A 15626-nucleotide genomic window follows, 5' to 3' on the forward strand; every position below is an offset into this window, starting at 1 on the left:
TAATAAATCGAATTCGATTGGCTTACCGGCCACCCCCCAAGGATAGACGGCTATTGCAAGGACTCAGCCCAATATGGAGACCGATCCCAGGTATTTCAAGGCGCGTGGCAGATTGTCGCTGGCCAGGCTGTCCAACCAGTGCAAATTCTCCCAGCTGCGAAGCCAGGTAAATTGCCGTTTGGCCAGTTGGCGCGTTGCAATGATGCCGCGCTCCTGCATTTCATCCCGTGTCAGCTTTCCATCCAGGTGATCCCAGACCTGGCGATAACCGACGGCTCGTATCGATGGCAGACCTGAATGCAGGTCGCCTCGTGAGCGCAATGCCAGTACTTCGTCCAGAAACCCCTGGTCCAGCATTTGCAAAAAACGTAGTGCGATGCGGTCATGCAGTACCTTGCGATCAGCCGGAGCTATCGCAAGATTCGCGACAGTATAGGGCAATTGCTGACGCCCCGATGCCGCTGCTTCGGTACTTTGCGCAGTTTGTTGCTCGCGGTGTGCGGTCATGCTCGTTCCGCTGACGCGATAAACCTCCAGTGCACGGATCAATCGCTGCGGATCGTTGGGGTGAATACGTGCCGCCGACACCGGGTCGACCACCGCCAATTGATCATGCAACCACTGCCAGCCATGGGCCAGCGCATCGGCTTCGAGCTGTGCCCGAACCTGCGCATCCGCCGCCGGCATATCCGCCAGTCCGTCCAATAGAGCCTTGAAATACAACATAGTGCCGCCCACCAGCAAAGGAATATTTCCCCGGGCGGTGATTTCAGCCATGGCGGCCAGTGCGTCAGTACGAAAATCAGCCGCCGAATAGCTCTGAGACGGGTCGCGTATGTCGATCAGGCGGTGCGGAAATTCGGCCAGTTGCGCCTTGGAAGGCTTGGCCGTGCCGATGTCCATGTCGCGATAGACCAGCGCCGAATCGACGCTGATCAGCTCACACGGCAGGACCTTGGTGAGTTCGATTGCAAGATCGGTCTTGCCCGCTGCGGTTGGCCCCATGAGAAAGATGGCCGGAGGTAAAGCATTCATTCATTGTCCGCGCAGGAATAATTTATCCAGATCGTTGAGCCCCATCTGGGTCCAGGTAGGACGACCGTGGTTGCATTGCCCGCTGCGCTCGGTGTTTTCCATGTCGCGCAACAAGCCGTTCATTTCCGGGATCGCCAGACGACGGTTGGCTCGGATCGCGCCATGACAGGCCATGGTGCCCAGCAGCTCGTTCATGTGCGCTTGCACCCGGTCACTGGTGCCATATTCCATCAGGTCCGCGAGCACATCGCTGACCAGCCGGTTGGCCTCGGCCTGCTTGAGCAAGGCGGGGATCTGTCGGATGGCCAGCGTCTCGGGGCCAAGACGCTGCAATTCGAAACCCAGGCGCTGGAAGGTCGCCAGATGTTCTTCAGCGCAGTCCGCTTCGCGCTGACTGACCGCGATGGACTCGGGCACCAGCAGCGGCTGTCCGCTAAGGCCTTCATTGGCCATGGCGATTTTCAGGCGCTCGTACATGATCCGCTCATGGGCGGCGTGCATGTCCACCAGCACCAGTCCGTGGGCGTTTTCAGCCAGGATGTAGATGCCTTTGAGCTGCGCGAGCGCATAACCCAGCGGTGGAATATCAGCAGGCGACTCTGGCAACGACGTCGGCGTGGTGCCCGGCAGCGGCGCGAAAAACTCGCGGTAGGCACTTTGCACTTCGGCGACTGGCGCACCCGGCGAAGCAGGTCGCGGCGAGTATTGATACTGATAGCCGCCGCCCGAGCCAGAGCCTGCGGGACGTGCATAGGTCTCGCCCTGCGGCTGTTCGAGCACGTTATTGGCCAGACGCATCTCGCCCTGCGGCCCGAACTCGCCCGCTTCGGGGCCGGTCGGACGCACAATCGCTGTCACAGGTGCACTGCCGGACAACTGATCTTCAGGCCGAACGTCACCCAGCGCACGGTGCAGCGTGCCGTACAGGAAATCGTGCACGGTGCGACCATCACGGAAGCGTACTTCGTGCTTGGTCGGGTGAACGTTGACGTCTACAGCCGCCGGATCGACTTCGAAAAACAGCACGAAGGTCGGGTGACGGCCATTGAACAACACATCGCGATACGCCTGACGCACCGCATGGGCGACGAGTTTGTCGCGCACTGCTCGGCCATTGACGAAGAAATACTGCAGATCTGCCTGGCTGCGAGAGAACGTCGGCAATCCGACCCAGCCCCACAGATGCAGACCGTTGCGCTCGATCTCAATCGGCAGCGCCTGCTCCAGAAAGCCCGGTCCGCAGATGGCCGACACGCGACGCGCTCTAGCGGTGTCGTCATGGGCTTCGTGCAGACTGAGAATGGTCTTGCCGTTATGACGCAAATGGAAAGCCACGTCGAAACGAGCGAGCGCCATGCGCTTGATCACTTCCTGCAGATGATCGAATTCAGTCTTTTCAGCCTTGAGAAACTTGCGGCGAGCAGGCGTGTTGAAAAACAGATCACGCACTTCAACCGATGTGCCGACCGGATGCGCAGCAGGCTGCACGCGAGGCGCCATGTCGCGGCCTTCGGTCTCGACCTGCCAGGCCTGATCGGCGTCACGGGTGCGAGACGTCAGGGTGAGACGTGCCACCGAACTGATCGATGCCAGGGCCTCACCGCGAAAGCCCAGGCTCATCACGCGTTCAAGGTCTTCCAGATCGCGGATCTTGCTCGTCGCATGGCGCGCCAGCGCCAAGGGCAGGTCATCCGAAGAGATACCGCTGCCATCGTCGCGCACTTTCAGCAGCTTGATACCGGCCTGCTCGACATCGACGTCAATGCGTCGCGCACCGGAATCGAGGCTGTTTTCCAGCAACTCCTTGATCACCGACGCAGGGCGCTCGACCACTTCGCCCGCCGCAATCTGGTTCGCCAGTCGAGGACTGAGCAGTTCGATGCGAGCGGCGTTCAGGATGGCCTGTTCGACTTGCGGCTCAATGCCTTCGAGCAGAAGGTCGCTGCTGACGGCTTCATCATTCATGGCTGTGTTGCAACCTCGGAGCTCGGAATGCGCAGGTCCTGACCGATTTTCAACTCATCGGACTTCAGGCCATTGGCGCTGCGCAATGTGGCGATGTTCATGTCGTAACGTGCGGCCAGCATGGCCAGCGTTTCGCCGGAGCGTACGACATGGTTGCGCGGGCCCTGGGCCAGCTTGCCGTTGTCTCGCAGCCAGGCGATGTAAGTGCCCTGTGGCGGGTTCTGCTGGAAGAACTGCTTCACGCCGGAGTTGATCGAGCGCGCCAGTGCCTGTTGATGCGAGGCCGAGGACAGCTTGTTGGCTTCGTTGGCATTGGAAATAAAGCCGGTTTCCACCAGGATCGACGGAATGTCCGGCGATTTGAGCACCATGAAGCCTGCCTGCTCGACACGGGATTTGTGCAGCGAAGTCACCCGGCCGATGTTGCTCAGGACTTTCTGGCCGACGTTCAGGCTCGAAGACAGCGATGCCGTCATGGACAGGTCGAGCAGTACGCCCGCCAGCATGCGGTCCTTGTCATCGAGACTCACGGCACCGGCACCACCAATCAGGTCGGAACGGTTTTCACTGTCCGCCAGCCAGCGTGCGGTTTCGGACGTTGCACCACGATCAGACAGGGCGAACACCGACGCGCCAAAGGCCGCCGTGGACGGCGCAGCGTCGGCGTGAATGGAAACGAACAGGTCGGCCCCCTTGGCGCGGGCGATCTCGGTTCGTTTGCGCAACGGGATGAAGTAGTCGCCGGTTCGCGTCAACTCGGCGCGATAGCCCTTCTCGGCATTGATCTGCCGTTGGAGCTCACGCGCAATCGACAGCACCACGTTTTTCTCTTTCTCACCGCCCCTGCCGGAAGCACCCGGGTCTTCACCGCCATGACCGGCGTCGATCACGACCACGATATCGCGCTTGCCATTGGGCACCGGCGTCAGCTTGACTTCAGGCTTGGACGGGCTGATCGGCACCGCAGGCGCAGTGTTCGCAGGGGTGTCTGCAATCGTCGGCACTGGCGTCGGGTTGGCGTCGGCAGCGTTGTCGAACAGATCAACCACAAGGCGGTTGCCGTACTGCTGATTCGGCGCCAGCGTGAAACTTTTCGGCGTCACGGCCTTTTTGAGGTCGATGACCACGCGCAGATCGGTCGCAGTGCGCTGCGCAGAGCGCATGCTGGTGATCGGCGTGTTGGCGGTCGACACATTGAGCGGTCCGCCCAATGTCGCACCATTGATGTCGATCACCAGACGGTCAGGTGAAGTCAGGGTAAATACGCTGTGCTGGACAGGTCCTGAAAGGTCGAATACCAACCGAGTGTTGTCCGGCGCTCGCCATAAGCGGACACTTCGTACTTGCGTAGCGGCCAGCGCTTCGACAGCCAAGGCCATCAACAGCAGACCTACTACAGTAACCAGCGCGCGCATGCGCATACCTAACCCCATATCTATTTGAATTCCAAAGCCAAAGTGGCACACCAGCGTTCGCCACGCGAACCCGTGGGGCTCAATATCACGGAACGACCTTCTCCGTGCGGGCTAATGGTAATGGTCAGGTCAGGCTTTGGCAAAAAGCCTGCACCACGCTGGGGCCACTCAATGAGACAAAGTGAGTCACCGTCGAAGTAATCACGCACGCCCATGAACTCCAGTTCTTCCGGATCGACCAGGCGATACAAGTCGAAGTGGAAAACCTTGATCGTCCCTATTTCATAGGGTTCAACGAGGGTGAAGGTCGGGCTCTTCACAGCCCCTTCGTGCCCGAATCCACGTATCAGGCCTCGCGAAAGCGTGGTCTTGCCCGCGCCCAGATCCCCGTCCAGAAAAATGACGCCTACACCCTCGGAGACCTGCGCGAGGCGTGCACCGAAAGCCATCATGGCCTCTTCGCCAATCACATGCAGCGTTAAATCAGACACGGTTTCAGCTCCTCCAGTAACTGACGAATGGCGGGAATAATATCGCTGGCTGCCATGCCACGCCCCGATGCACCGATTTTCTGACCGGCACTGGCATGCAGCCACACCGCCAGACAGGCCGCATCGAACGCACTCATGTGTTGAGCCATCAGCGCACCGGTCAGCCCGGCCAGCACATCGCCAAGGCCCGCAGTGGCCATGGCAGGGTGACCGCGATCACACAGCGCCAGTCGCCCCTCGACATCGGCGATCAGACTCCCTGAGCCCTTGAGCACGCAGACGGCGTTAAATTTACGCGCCAGCGCGTGAGCTGCAGCGGCGCGGTCGTTCTGCACCTCCTGAGTACTGATACCCAGCAGGCGCGCCGCTTCACCGGGATGCGGGGTGATAACGCTGTTCTTCGGCAGGACCACCTGCCCGGTTGCCAGTTGATTGAGCGCATCGGCATCCCAGACCTGCGGCCGATCTGCATTGGCCGCAGCAGACAGCAGACTGCGCCCCCAACTATCCTGACCCAGACCAGGCCCGACAACCAGTACGCTGGCTGCCTCGATCAGCGTCATGAGCTGGTTGGCCGAGTGGATGCCTGCGCTCATGATCTCGGGCATGCGCGTCAGCGCGGCGGGCACATGTTCGGTGCGGGTCGCCAGCGTGACCATGCCTGCCCCGCTGCGCAAAGCGCTTTCGGCGCTCAACAATGCAGCACCGCCAAAACCGTGATCTCCACCGATGATCAGCACGCGGCCGTACATACCTTTATGAGCCGTGCGCGGTCGAGGCGCCAGAAAAGGCAGGCTGGTTTTGTCGAGTCGTTTTGCAGTTACCGGCGCTTGGGCGACGATGGCCTTGTCGGCCTGTAGATCATCAAAGATCAGTTGCCCGATCAGATCGGGGGCATCGCCGGTCAGCATGCCCATTTTCAGGCCGATAAATGTCACGGTGAGGTCTGCTCGGACGGCGACACCCAGGCAATGCCCGGTATCGGCACACAAGCCCGAGGGAATATCCACCGCCGCCACCGGCAAGCCGCTGGCATTGATCGCCTCGATAGCTGAACGATAAGGATCGCGCACATCACCCTGCAGACCTGTTCCCAGAAGAGCATCCACCACAATGCCAGCCATGGCCTGATTGGCCCAGGGCTGGATATTGACGCCCGACGCAGCGGCGTAGGCCAGTGCAGCGTCGCCCTTCAACGCAGCAGGATCACCGACGGCCAGAACCCGCACCTGCCAGCCGGTCTTGTGGGCCAGCGAGGCCACCAGATAACCGTCTCCGGCGTTGTTGCCATGCCCGGCCAGCACCGTCAGCTCGCTCGCTTCGGGCCAGCGCCTGCGGATCGCCCGCCAGGTTGCGTGCGCGGCACGCTGCATCAATTCGAAGCCTGGCGTGCCTGCGGCAATCAGCCGGGCATCGAGGTCACGCACCTGCGCAGCGCTGTACAGCGCGTCGGGTAATTCGGGTTTCGTGTCTAACATGCGTCTCTAGGCTCCGATGTCTGGCAGAATTATACGCACCTTGTCTCTGGTTTCTCTCTGCGCATGTCCGCTATTACCGCTGAACTTCCCACCGCTGACGACCTTGTCACCCTTGCGCAATCGATCAAGGCGTGGGGCCGTGAGCTCGGCTTTCAGGAAGTCGGCATCTCCGGGCTCGATCTGGCAGAGCATGAGCAGCATCTGCAGCGCTGGCTCGAAGCGGGCTATCACGGCGAAATGGACTATATGGCAGCCCATGGCAGCAAACGTTCCCATCCTGAAGAGCTGGTGCCGGGAACGCTGCGGGTAGTATCGCTGCGCATGGACTATCTGCCAGGCGACACGGAAATGGCTCAGCGCCTGAGCGAGCCTGAAAAAGCCTACGTATCCCGCTACGCCCTGGGACGCGACTACCACAAGCTTATCCGCAAACGCCTGCAGCAACTGGCAGAGCGCATCCAGCAAGCCATCGGCCCCTTTGGCTTCAGGGCCTTCGTCGACAGCGCGCCGGTGCTGGAAAAAGCAATCGCCGAACAGGCCGGGCTGGGCTGGATCGGCAAGAACACGCTGGTGCTCAATCGCAAGGCTGGCAGTTTTTTCTTTCTCGGCGAGCTGTTTGTGGACATCCCGCTGCCGGTCGATCCGCCACACGCCACCGAACATTGCGGGCGCTGCACGGCGTGTCTCGACATCTGTCCCACAGCAGCCTTTGTCGGTCCTTACGTGCTGGATGCGCGCCGCTGCATCTCCTACCTGACCATCGAGCTGAAGACCTCCATCCCCGAAGAGCTGCGCCCTTTGATTGGGAATCGGGTATTCGGCTGTGATGACTGCCAGATCGTCTGCCCCTGGAACCGCTTCGCCCGCCCTACCGACCAGAGCGACTTTCAGCCGCGCCACAACCTGGACAACGCGGGGCTGGCCGAGCTGTTTCTGTGGGACGAGGATAAATTTCTGAGCAGCACCGAAGGCTCACCCTTGCGACGGGCCGGGTATGAACGCTGGCTGAGAAATCTGGCGGTCGGACTGGGCAACGCACCTTCGACCATTCCCGTGATAGAAGCGCTGGAAGCCCGGCGTGATTATCCATCCGAGATGGTCAGAGAACATGTGGCGTGGGCGCTGGGCAGGCATGGTCGCTCCTGACGCATGTGCGATCAGTAAAGCCCCCGCACCCACGCGCGTTAGAGCGCCCATCAGATCAAGGCTCATCCTTGTAGACGAACTTGGGCATTTCCCAGTGGAAACGGATCGCCAGCAGGCGCAGCAGCAGGCCGCCGAACAGGGTGATCAGCACGCTTTGTTCGGAAGGCAACTCCAGATAACCGCACAGCAGGAAGCACCACGCGGCGAGGAACGAGACGCTGGCGTACAGCTCGCGACGGAAGATCAGCGGAATATCGTTGCAGAAGATGTCCCGCAGGATGCCGCCGAACACACCGGTAATCACCCCGCACACCGACGCGATCAGCATGCCGTGCCCGGCTTCCAGCGCAGTCATGCAGCCAATCAATGTGAAGGCCACCAGCCCGAGCGCATCGAGCACTAGAAACAGCGAGCGCAGATGCCGCATCAGCGGGGCGATGAAAATGGTCACCAGCGCCGCAATGCTAGTCAGCACCAGGTATTCCGGGTGTTTGACCCAGGTCAGCGGGTAATGGCCGATCAGCACATCACGTACCGAACCGCCACCCAACGCAGTAACGCAGGCGATCAGCACCACGCCAAACCAGTCCATGCCGCGTCGTCCGGCAGACAGTGCGCCGGTCATGGCTTCAGCAGTGATTGCAATCAGGTAAAGCATCAGCAACATGGTGACGACTCGGCGACAAGGGCGCGCAGTTTAACCAGCGCCGTTGTGCGCCGAAAGGCTTATGCACTGAAAGGGTGCAGCGAAGATTCATTCGCTGCACTGGCCTCACGTGTTACTTGATGAAGTGCTCGCGGTAAAAGCGCAGTTCGGCAATCGACTCGCGAATGTCGTCCAGCGCCAAGTGCGTACTGCCCTTCTGGAACTTGAGGTTCGGCGACCAGCGCGCAGCCAGCTCCTTGAGTGTGGAGACGTCAAGGTTGCGGTAGTGAAAGTAGTGTTCCAGGGTCGGCATATGGCGGTACAGGAAGCGACGGTCCTGGCAGATGCTGTTGCCACAGATCGGCGAACTGCGCTCAGGCACCCATTGCATGATGAAGGCCAGAGTCTGCGCCTCGGCATCCGCCATCGTCACCGTGCTTTCACGTACGCGCTGGGTCAGGCCCGAGCCGCCGTGCTGACGGGTGTTCCACTCGTCCATTCGCGCCAGCGTCTCATCGCTCTGATGAATCGCGAGTACCGGACCTTCGGCCAGGGTGTTCAGCTCACTATCGGTGATGATCGTGGCCATTTCGATGATGACATCGGTGTCAGGGTCCAGACCGGTCATTTCCAGGTCGATCCAGATAAGGTTCTGCTTGTTCTGCATATGACGACTCCTCAGCGTAGGCGCGCAGTTTAGCTTACCCGGCCGTGCTAGACTGCCGCCCGATTCAACGTACTGCCTATTCATCTGCTTCATCACATCGGAACACCCATGGCCAAACGCCAACTCAATCGTCGTCAGAACTGGCGCATCGAAAAGATTCAGGGCGAACGTGCTGCCCGCGCTGCGAAACGCGAGTCTGTCGCGCTCGAAACACTCGAAGGCGGTGACCTCGGCCCGGAACAGACCGGTCTGGTGATCGCCCACTTCGGCGTTCAGGTCGAAGTCGAGGCCCAGGAAGGCGAACAGATAGGCCAGGTGTTCCGCTGTCACTTGCGTGCCAACCTGCCCGCACTGGTGACCGGTGATCGCGTGGTCTGGCGCGCCGGCAATCAGGGCATCGGCGTCATCGTCGCCCAACTGCCCCGCACCACCGAACTGTGCCGTCCGGATTCACGCGGCCAGCTCAAGCCGGTGGCAGCCAACGTCGACCTGATCGTCATTGTCTTCGCCCCGATGCCCGAGCCGCATGCCAACCTGATCGACCGTTATCTGGTCGCCGCCGAGCATGCCGGGATTCATCCGCTGTTGCTGCTCAATAAGGCTGACCTGATCGACGAGCAGAACGCTCCTGCGCTCAACGCCTTGCTGGCGGTCTACCGCACGCTGGGTTACCCGGTGCTGGAAGTGTCTGCGCATCACGGCGACGGCATGCAGCAGTTGCAGGCGCGCCTGGATGGCCACATCAGCGTGTTCGTGGGTCAGTCCGGCGTGGGCAAGTCCTCGCTGGTCAACAGCCTGCTGCCTGAAGTCGGGACGCGTGTCGGCCCGTTGTCGGAGCTGTCCGGCCAGGGCACGCACACCACAACCACTGCGCGACTGTTCCACTTTCCGCGTGGCGGCGACCTCATCGACTCGCCCGGCATCCGTGAATTCGGACTGGGGCATGTCAGCCGCGCCGACGTGGAGGCGGGCTTCATCGAGTTCAACGACCTGATCGGCACATGCCGTTTCCGCGACTGCAAGCACGACCGCGAACCGGGCTGCGCTCTGCTCAAGGCACTCGAAGACGGGCGCGTTCAGCAGCAACGCATGAACAGCTATCGCTCGATCATCGCCAGCCTGCCGGAAGACAGCTACTGATACCTGTCTGCGCCGACGTTCTGCCGAAAACAAGAATGCCGCGATGATCGCGGCATTTTTGTAGGTGTCAGGACTCAGTTCTGGGTCGGCTCGACCTTCAGCGTGCCCTGATCGAAGATGTTCAGCTTCTGCCGGATCTCATGGGGCTGGGCATAGGCCTGCGGATCGACCGGCGCTGGCGCCGTCGAAGCGCCAGGCACTGCACCCGGTGCTGCCGGAGCAGCAGGCACCTGCGGGGCACCACCAGAGTTTTGAGCACCTTCAATACGTTCCTGGGCCTTCTTGGTCAGCACAACGATATCGATACGACGGTTCACGGGGTTGGTCGGGTTCTCACGGTCATAAAGCGCCGATGAGGCATAACCGACCACGCGGGCCACCTGCGGATCCGGATAACTGCCTGCAACCAGAGCACGGCGCGCAGCGTTGGCCCGGTTGGCCGACAGTTCCCAGTTGCCGAATCCGCCATTGCCTACGAACGGCGTGGCATCGGTATGGCCGCTGATGCTGATCTTGTTGGGCACGCTTTTGATGGTGTCAGCCATCGCCAGCAGAATGTCTTCGAAGTAAGGCTTCAAGCGCGCACTGCCGGAGTCGAACATCGGCCGGTTGTCAGCATCCATGATCTGGATGCGCAGACCGTCCTGCGTGATCTCGAACAGAATCTGGTCCTTGAATTTCTGCAGTTGCGGGTTCTCTTCGACCTTGTTCTGCAATTCCTGCAGAAGCATTTCGAGACGTTCCTGCTCGACCTCTTCAGCCTTGGATTCCGAGGTGTCGGACTCGATCGGCACCGTATCCGGCGAAGGTGTGGTCTTCACTTCAGGGTTGAGCGTCTGGTTAGGCGACATTTCCGGCGAGCCGCCCAGGTCGATCACGTAGGGCGAACCGCTGTCGGAGAACCCGACCGGATCCTTGAAGTAACCGGCCACGGCAATCAACTGCTCGGGCGTGGCGGACGACATCAGCCACAGCACCAGGAAGAACGCCATCATGGCCGTCGCGAAGTCGGCAAAGGCGATTTTCCAGGCGCCGCCGTGATGCCCTCCACCGAAGCGCTTGACGCGCTTGATGATTATCGGCTGATTATTTTCCATGGCTTAGCGACCGCGAACCGCTTGTTCCAGCTCACTGAAGCTGGGGCGATGCAGCGGATACAGAACCTTGCGGCCGAACTCGACGGCCAGCGAAGGCGGCATGCCGGAGGCCGAGGCCACCAGAGAAGCCTTGATGCATTCGTAGACGTTCATTTCTTCCTTGGCATCGTGAGCCAGGGAAGTGGCCAGCGGACCGAAGAAACCATAAGCCGCGAGAATACCGAAGAAGGTACCCACCAGTGCCGCACCTACGTGCATGCCGATGGCCGCCTTGTCGCCCGACCCCAGGGACGCCATGGTCACTACGATACCCAGTACCGCCGCGACGATACCGAAACCGGGCATGCCGTCGGCAATACCGGTGATGGCGTGCGACGGATGCTCGAGCTCTTCCTTCATGCTCAGCAGTTCCATGTCGAACAGGCCTTCCAGCTCGTGGGGAGCCATGTTGCCCGAGGACATGATGCGCAGGTAATCGCAGATGTACGCCGTCATGCGTTCATCTTTCAGTACACCTGGGTATTTGGCGAAGATGGGGCTTGCGGCCGGCTCTTCGATATCCCCTTCAATCGCCATCATGCCTTCGCGACGGCTCTTGTTGAGGATCTCGTAAACCAGCCCCAGCACCTCAAGGTAATAGGCGTGGGTGAAGCGTGTGCCGAACATTTTCAGCGACTTCTTGAACACGTGCATGGTCATGTGGCCAGGGTTGGCCTGCAGAAATGCACCCAGCGCAGCACCGCCGATGATCAACACCTCGTAGGGCTGAAACAGGGCCATGATCTTGCCGTGAGACAGGACGTATCCGCCGAGGACACTCGCGAAAACGACAATGATGCCGATAATTTTAGCCATAGGAGAAAATACTTTACTGAGTCGGGTTCAGGGACAGTCCGGAAGTTCTTGAAACTCTTCTTCTCCTTATCGGCCTAACTGGGCCAGACTATAGGCAGTTATTGCTAAAAAACCAGTTCCGCCCGGAATCGCGGGATCGAAAAAGGCTGTCGCGCCCCAGAACGCTGGCAGCCTCCCAGCTCGAAAATCAGCTGCACAGGGCATCGAATGTCGACAACGCATGTTCCACATCCGCCGGTTCCAAAGACGCTTGAATCCTGGGTCAGACTGCTCGACGGCGTCGATCTGCCCGTGCCTGCGGCCAACCACGACCGGGTTCGTGCGGCACTCAATGACAGTCGCCGCTCGTTGCGTGAAATTGCGGAAATGATGCAGGAAAGTCCTGCACTGGTGCTCAGCGTGATGCGCGAGGCCAATCACCACACGCACGGCATCACTGAACAGGCCGAGAGCCTGGAAATCGCGATCAACCGACTGGGTCTGGCACGCACGGAGGTGCTGCTGGGTCGCTTGCCCGCCAAGCCGCCTGAAGAAATTCCGGCCGCTTTCCGTCAGTTGATCCTGATCAGTCAGCACGCCACACAACAGGCCAACGGGCTGTTCGCCAGCCGTCTGGCGCGACTGTGGCAGGACATTCATCTGGGCAGCCTGTTGTTTCTGGCACCGCTGTGGCCGATGGCGCTTGCCTATCCAAAGCTGCTTGAGGAACTGGAGCTGCGGGTCATTCACAAAGGCCATTCCAGCATTGCCGTCGAGAAGGAACTGTTCGGCGTCAACCTGCTGGAACTGGCGCTTGCGCTCGCCGAGTTCTGGCGCCTGCCGGTCTGGGTGACCCGTGGCTATAAACTGCTGCTCAACGAGCGGCGTGATCTGGTCAAGGTGCTGCGGATCGCGCGCGAAGATCAGGATCCGCTGCTGCAACAGCAGCTGATGGATGCCGATCCCAACCTGCGTCGCTGGCTCAACCAGCCCGCCAATACCGTACTGCTGGGCAACGGACTGGCGCTGGCTGCGCAGCACGCATGGAACAGTCCGCACTGCCTGCGCTGGGAGCGACTCACCAGCCTGTACCTGCAACAGCCTCTGGATGACGTTCAGCAGCAGGCCCACCAGAATGCGGCCAGCAGCGCACGCCATCACAGCGAAAAGGACTTGTGGCATCCAGCCGAATCGCTGATCTGGCCCTGGGATGCGCGCCGCGTAAGGCGAGACAACGATCCTGCGCCACCGCCCTCGGCCGACGCGCTGCAGCTCTGGCGCAAGCAATGCGCCGAACTGCTGCAGGACCCGACGCCGTTTATCAATGCGATGCACTTGACCACGTCTGCACGCGAAGCGCTTGTCGCCTGCGGCATGCAGCGGGTCATGCTGTTGATGATGGACAAGACCGGAACAGCGCTGCGCGTGCATCAGTCTGCAGGACTGGCGCCCGAGGCTGCAGCGATGCAGCTGTTCGTGAAGGAAAGCACCGTGCTGCAACGGCTCCTGACCCAGCCGACACAGTTGCGCATGACACCTGCCAACATCGCCCAGTTTTCTGCCCTGCTGCCTGCGCCGCTCAAAACGCTGTTCAGCGGTCAGCATTGGCTGATTCGCTCCCTGAGCAGCAACGGCAAAGTCATGATGCTGGTGGTGGCGGATCAGGGCGGCGGTGCGCTGTCGGAAATTTCCGTTCAGGCATTCGGAAAAACCGCGCAATGCATTGAACGCGCGCTGGGCATCTTTAGTCATCGCAAAGCCTGAGGCCTGGCGTACAATTCGCATCTTTCTTTTCATCGGAGGCTGCAAATGTCCGTATTCGCTGGCTTACCGTTGGTCATCGAGCCCAACGATCTGCTCGAGCGCCTGGAAGCCCCGGAACTGATTCTGGTGGATCTGACCAGCAGCGCTCGCTACGACGCAGGGCATATCCCTGGCGCTCGCTTCGTTGATCCCAAGCGCACTCAACTCGGCCAGCCACCTGCGCCCGGCCTGCTGCCCGCGCACTCCGATCTGGAAAAGCTGTTCGGCGAACTGGGCCACAACCCCGATGCCGTCTATGTTGTCTATGACGACGAAGGCGGCGGTTGGGCCGGGCGCTTCATCTGGTTGCTGGACGTGATCGGCCACCATCGCTATCACTACGTGGACGGCGGCCTGCTGGCCTGGGAAGCCCAGTCACTGCCGCTGACCCGGGACGTTCCGCCAATGGCGGGCGGCCCGGTTGCGCTAAAGCTGCACGACGAGCCGACGGCGACCCGCGAATACCTGCAAAGCCGACTGGGCGCTGCCGATCTGGCCATCTGGGATGCACGCGGACCTACCGAATACTCGGGTGAGAAAGTGCTGGCGGCCAAGGCCGGGCATGTACCGGGCGCCGTCAACTTCGAATGGACGGCTGGCATGGACAAGGCACGCCAACTGCGCATTCGCGATGACATGCCACAGATTCTGCAGGACCTGGGCATCACAGCCGACAAGGAAGTGATCACCCACTGCCAGACTCATCACCGCTCCGGCTTCACCTATCTGGTGGCCAAGGCGCTGGGCTATCCCCGGGTCAAGGCGTATGCCGGCTCATGGGGCGAATGGGGCAACCACCCGGACACGCCTGTCGAAAAATGACCAGGGCCGTGCTCATCTTTTCGAGCACCGCCCGTTTCCTTATCAAGTTCAGGAATACCCATGAAAGATCGTTTGTTTATCCTCAGCCAGTACCTGTTGCCGCATCATCTGTTGTCCCGTATTGCCGGTCTGGTTGCCGAATGCCGCGTGACCTGGTTCAAGAACGCCTTCACCGCCTGGTTCGTTCGCCGCTATCAGGTCGACATGTCGCAGGCACTGGTCGAAGACCTGACCGCTTACGAGCACTTCAATGCCTTCTTCACTCGCGCATTGAAAGCCGATGCCCGCCCGCTGGACAACACGCCGGGCGCGGTGCTTTCGCCTGCCGACGGCACCATCAGCCAGTTGGGCTCGATCGATCACGGCCGCATCTTCCAGGCCAAGGGTCACAGCTTCAGCGTGCTTGAACTGCTGGGCGGCGATCCAAAACTGTCCGCGCCGTTCATGGGCGGCGAGTTTGCCACTGTTTATCTGTCGCCGAAGGACTACCATCGCGTGCATATGCCTCTGGCCGGCACGCTGCGTGAAATGGTTTATGTGCCTGGCCGTATTTTCTCGGTCAACCAGACCACGGCCGAAAACGTTCCAGAGCTGTTTGCCCGCAACGAGCGCGTTGTCTGCCTGTTCGATACCGAGCGCGGCCCGATGGCTGTCGTACTGGTCGGCGCCATGATCGTTGCATCGGTTGAAACGGTCTGGGCCGGGCTGGTCACGCCACCCAAGCGCGAACTGAAGACATTCAGCTACGACGAAGCCGCACGTGCACCGATCCATCTGGAAAAAGGCGCCGAGATGGGTCGCTTCAAGCTGGGTTCCACAGCCATCGTGCTGTTCGGACCGAACCAGGTGAAGTGGGCCGAGCAGTTGAGCGCCCTCTCCAAGGTTCAGATGGGGCAGGCGCTCGGCGCTGCGAAGCAAACCACCGAGGCTTGATGGCGTCAGGCCATAATAGCTGCGTGGTTGCACCGATACTGGTAGAGTCACAGCATCGGTGCGTAAGGATACGTTGCACTTTTTCAGTGGCACCGGGTCCACATCCTCCTACCGAAGGATGTGGCTCATTGCCAGCATGGAGTCGCCGTCCGGG

General features: G+C 60.6%; 14 protein-coding genes. 5 read left to right on the forward strand and 9 right to left on the reverse strand.

Features of this window, described 5'->3' with window-relative positions:
- Positions 1-63 precede the first annotated feature (63 nt).
- From miaA to CFBP1590_RS23875, 5 genes are all read right to left on the reverse strand, one after another.
- The gene (gene miaA / locus CFBP1590_RS23855) at positions 64-1035 is read right to left on the reverse strand and encodes a tRNA (adenosine(37)-N6)-dimethylallyltransferase MiaA (protein ID WP_004883564.1); all 972 of its coding nucleotides are present in this window, start codon (positions 1033-1035) and stop codon (positions 64-66) included.
- Positions 1036-2934: a DNA mismatch repair endonuclease MutL gene (gene mutL / locus CFBP1590_RS23860; protein ID WP_032664009.1), complete on the reverse strand. Its 1899-nt coding sequence runs from the start codon at positions 2932-2934 to the stop codon at positions 1036-1038.
- Between the two features lie 62 nt (positions 2935-2996).
- Positions 2997-4421: an N-acetylmuramoyl-L-alanine amidase gene (locus CFBP1590_RS23865; protein ID WP_025996896.1), complete on the reverse strand. Its 1425-nt coding sequence runs from the start codon at positions 4419-4421 to the stop codon at positions 2997-2999.
- 14 nt (positions 4422-4435) lie between these two features.
- Positions 4436-4906 (reverse strand): tRNA (adenosine(37)-N6)-threonylcarbamoyltransferase complex ATPase subunit type 1 TsaE, encoded by a 471-nt coding sequence (tsaE, locus tag CFBP1590_RS23870; RefSeq protein WP_058431404.1) that lies wholly within the window; start codon positions 4904-4906, stop codon positions 4436-4438.
- Positions 4894-6384 (reverse strand): NAD(P)H-hydrate dehydratase, encoded by a 1491-nt coding sequence (locus CFBP1590_RS23875; protein ID WP_088236049.1) that lies wholly within the window; start codon positions 6382-6384, stop codon positions 4894-4896. The genes tsaE and CFBP1590_RS23875 overlap by 13 nt, the downstream gene beginning before the upstream one ends.
- Before the next feature lie 63 nt (positions 6385-6447).
- Between CFBP1590_RS23875 and queG the strand changes: the two genes are divergently transcribed.
- Positions 6448-7530: a tRNA epoxyqueuosine(34) reductase QueG gene (gene queG / locus CFBP1590_RS23880; protein ID WP_058431402.1), complete on the forward strand. Its 1083-nt coding sequence runs from the start codon at positions 6448-6450 to the stop codon at positions 7528-7530.
- 55 nt (positions 7531-7585) lie between these two features.
- Here queG and CFBP1590_RS23885 read toward each other — a convergent pair whose 3' ends face one another.
- Positions 7586-8197: a trimeric intracellular cation channel family protein gene (locus CFBP1590_RS23885; protein ID WP_004883552.1), complete on the reverse strand. Its 612-nt coding sequence runs from the start codon at positions 8195-8197 to the stop codon at positions 7586-7588.
- A gap of 112 nt (positions 8198-8309) precedes the next feature.
- Positions 8310-8843 carry an oligoribonuclease gene (gene orn, locus CFBP1590_RS23890; protein WP_004883550.1) on the reverse strand — a complete coding sequence of 178 codons (534 nt, stop codon included), beginning with the start codon at positions 8841-8843 and terminating at the stop codon, positions 8310-8312.
- Positions 8844-8951: 108 nt separating this feature from the next.
- Here orn and rsgA point away from each other — a divergent pair, with 108 nt between their 5' ends.
- The gene (rsgA, locus tag CFBP1590_RS23895; RefSeq protein WP_025996892.1) at positions 8952-9983 is read left to right on the forward strand and encodes a small ribosomal subunit biogenesis GTPase RsgA; all 1032 of its coding nucleotides are present in this window, start codon (positions 8952-8954) and stop codon (positions 9981-9983) included.
- Positions 9984-10057: 74 nt separating this feature from the next.
- On the opposite strand, the gene motB is transcribed toward rsgA, so the two are convergent.
- Both motB and motA read right to left on the reverse strand, forming a co-directional pair.
- On the reverse strand, positions 10058-11080 hold the full coding sequence (gene motB, locus CFBP1590_RS23900) for a flagellar motor protein MotB (RefSeq protein ID WP_088236050.1): 1023 nt from the start codon (positions 11078-11080) through the stop codon (positions 10058-10060).
- Between the two features lie 3 nt (positions 11081-11083).
- Positions 11084-11935 (reverse strand): flagellar motor stator protein MotA, encoded by an 852-nt coding sequence (gene motA, locus CFBP1590_RS23905; protein WP_004883544.1) that lies wholly within the window; start codon positions 11933-11935, stop codon positions 11084-11086.
- Positions 11936-12142: 207 nt separating this feature from the next.
- On the opposite strand from motA, the gene CFBP1590_RS23910 reads away from it, so the two are divergent.
- Genes CFBP1590_RS23910 through asd form a run of 3 tightly spaced genes read left to right on the forward strand, consistent with a single transcriptional unit; the run spans position 12143 to position 15472 of the window.
- Positions 12143-13678, forward strand: a complete 1536-nt coding sequence (locus tag CFBP1590_RS23910) for an HDOD domain-containing protein (RefSeq protein ID WP_058431400.1) — start codon at positions 12143-12145, stop codon at positions 13676-13678.
- Positions 13679-13723: 45 nt separating this feature from the next.
- Positions 13724-14539 carry a thiosulfate sulfurtransferase gene (gene rhdA / locus CFBP1590_RS23915; protein ID WP_088236051.1) on the forward strand — a complete coding sequence of 272 codons (816 nt, stop codon included), beginning with the start codon at positions 13724-13726 and terminating at the stop codon, positions 14537-14539.
- A gap of 54 nt (positions 14540-14593) precedes the next feature.
- Positions 14594-15472 carry an archaetidylserine decarboxylase gene (gene asd / locus CFBP1590_RS23920; protein ID WP_161987309.1) on the forward strand — a complete coding sequence of 293 codons (879 nt, stop codon included), beginning with the start codon at positions 14594-14596 and terminating at the stop codon, positions 15470-15472.
- Positions 15473-15626: the final 154 nt, after the last annotated feature.

It is taken from the genome of Pseudomonas viridiflava (genome assembly GCF_900184295.1).
In the GTDB taxonomy this organism is placed as follows: domain Bacteria; phylum Pseudomonadota; class Gammaproteobacteria; order Pseudomonadales; family Pseudomonadaceae; genus Aquipseudomonas; species Aquipseudomonas viridiflava.

Bases quoted from the DNA above. Each gene is read 5' to 3' on its own strand.
- queG (WP_058431402.1), top strand. From the start codon at position 6,448: ATGTCCGCTATTACCGCTGAACTTCCCACCGCTGACGACCTTGTCACC.
- CFBP1590_RS23910 (WP_058431400.1), top strand. From the start codon at position 12,143: ATGTCGACAACGCATGTTCCACATCCGCCGGTTCCAAAGACGCTTGAA.
- CFBP1590_RS23875 (WP_088236049.1), bottom strand. From the start codon at position 6,384: ATGTTAGACACGAAACCCGAATTACCCGACGCGCTGTACAGCGCTGCG.
- motA (WP_004883544.1), bottom strand. From the start codon at position 11,935: ATGGCTAAAATTATCGGCATCATTGTCGTTTTCGCGAGTGTCCTCGGC.
- miaA (WP_004883564.1), bottom strand. From the start codon at position 1,035: ATGAATGCTTTACCTCCGGCCATCTTTCTCATGGGGCCAACCGCAGCG.
- CFBP1590_RS23865 (WP_025996896.1), bottom strand. From the start codon at position 4,421: ATGCGCATGCGCGCGCTGGTTACTGTAGTAGGTCTGCTGTTGATGGCC.
- rsgA (WP_025996892.1), top strand. From the start codon at position 8,952: ATGGCCAAACGCCAACTCAATCGTCGTCAGAACTGGCGCATCGAAAAG.
- orn (WP_004883550.1), bottom strand. From the start codon at position 8,843: ATGCAGAACAAGCAGAACCTTATCTGGATCGACCTGGAAATGACCGGT.
- motB (WP_088236050.1), bottom strand. From the start codon at position 11,080: ATGGAAAATAATCAGCCGATAATCATCAAGCGCGTCAAGCGCTTCGGT.
- CFBP1590_RS23885 (WP_004883552.1), bottom strand. From the start codon at position 8,197: ATGTTGCTGATGCTTTACCTGATTGCAATCACTGCTGAAGCCATGACC.
- rhdA (WP_088236051.1), top strand. From the start codon at position 13,724: ATGTCCGTATTCGCTGGCTTACCGTTGGTCATCGAGCCCAACGATCTG.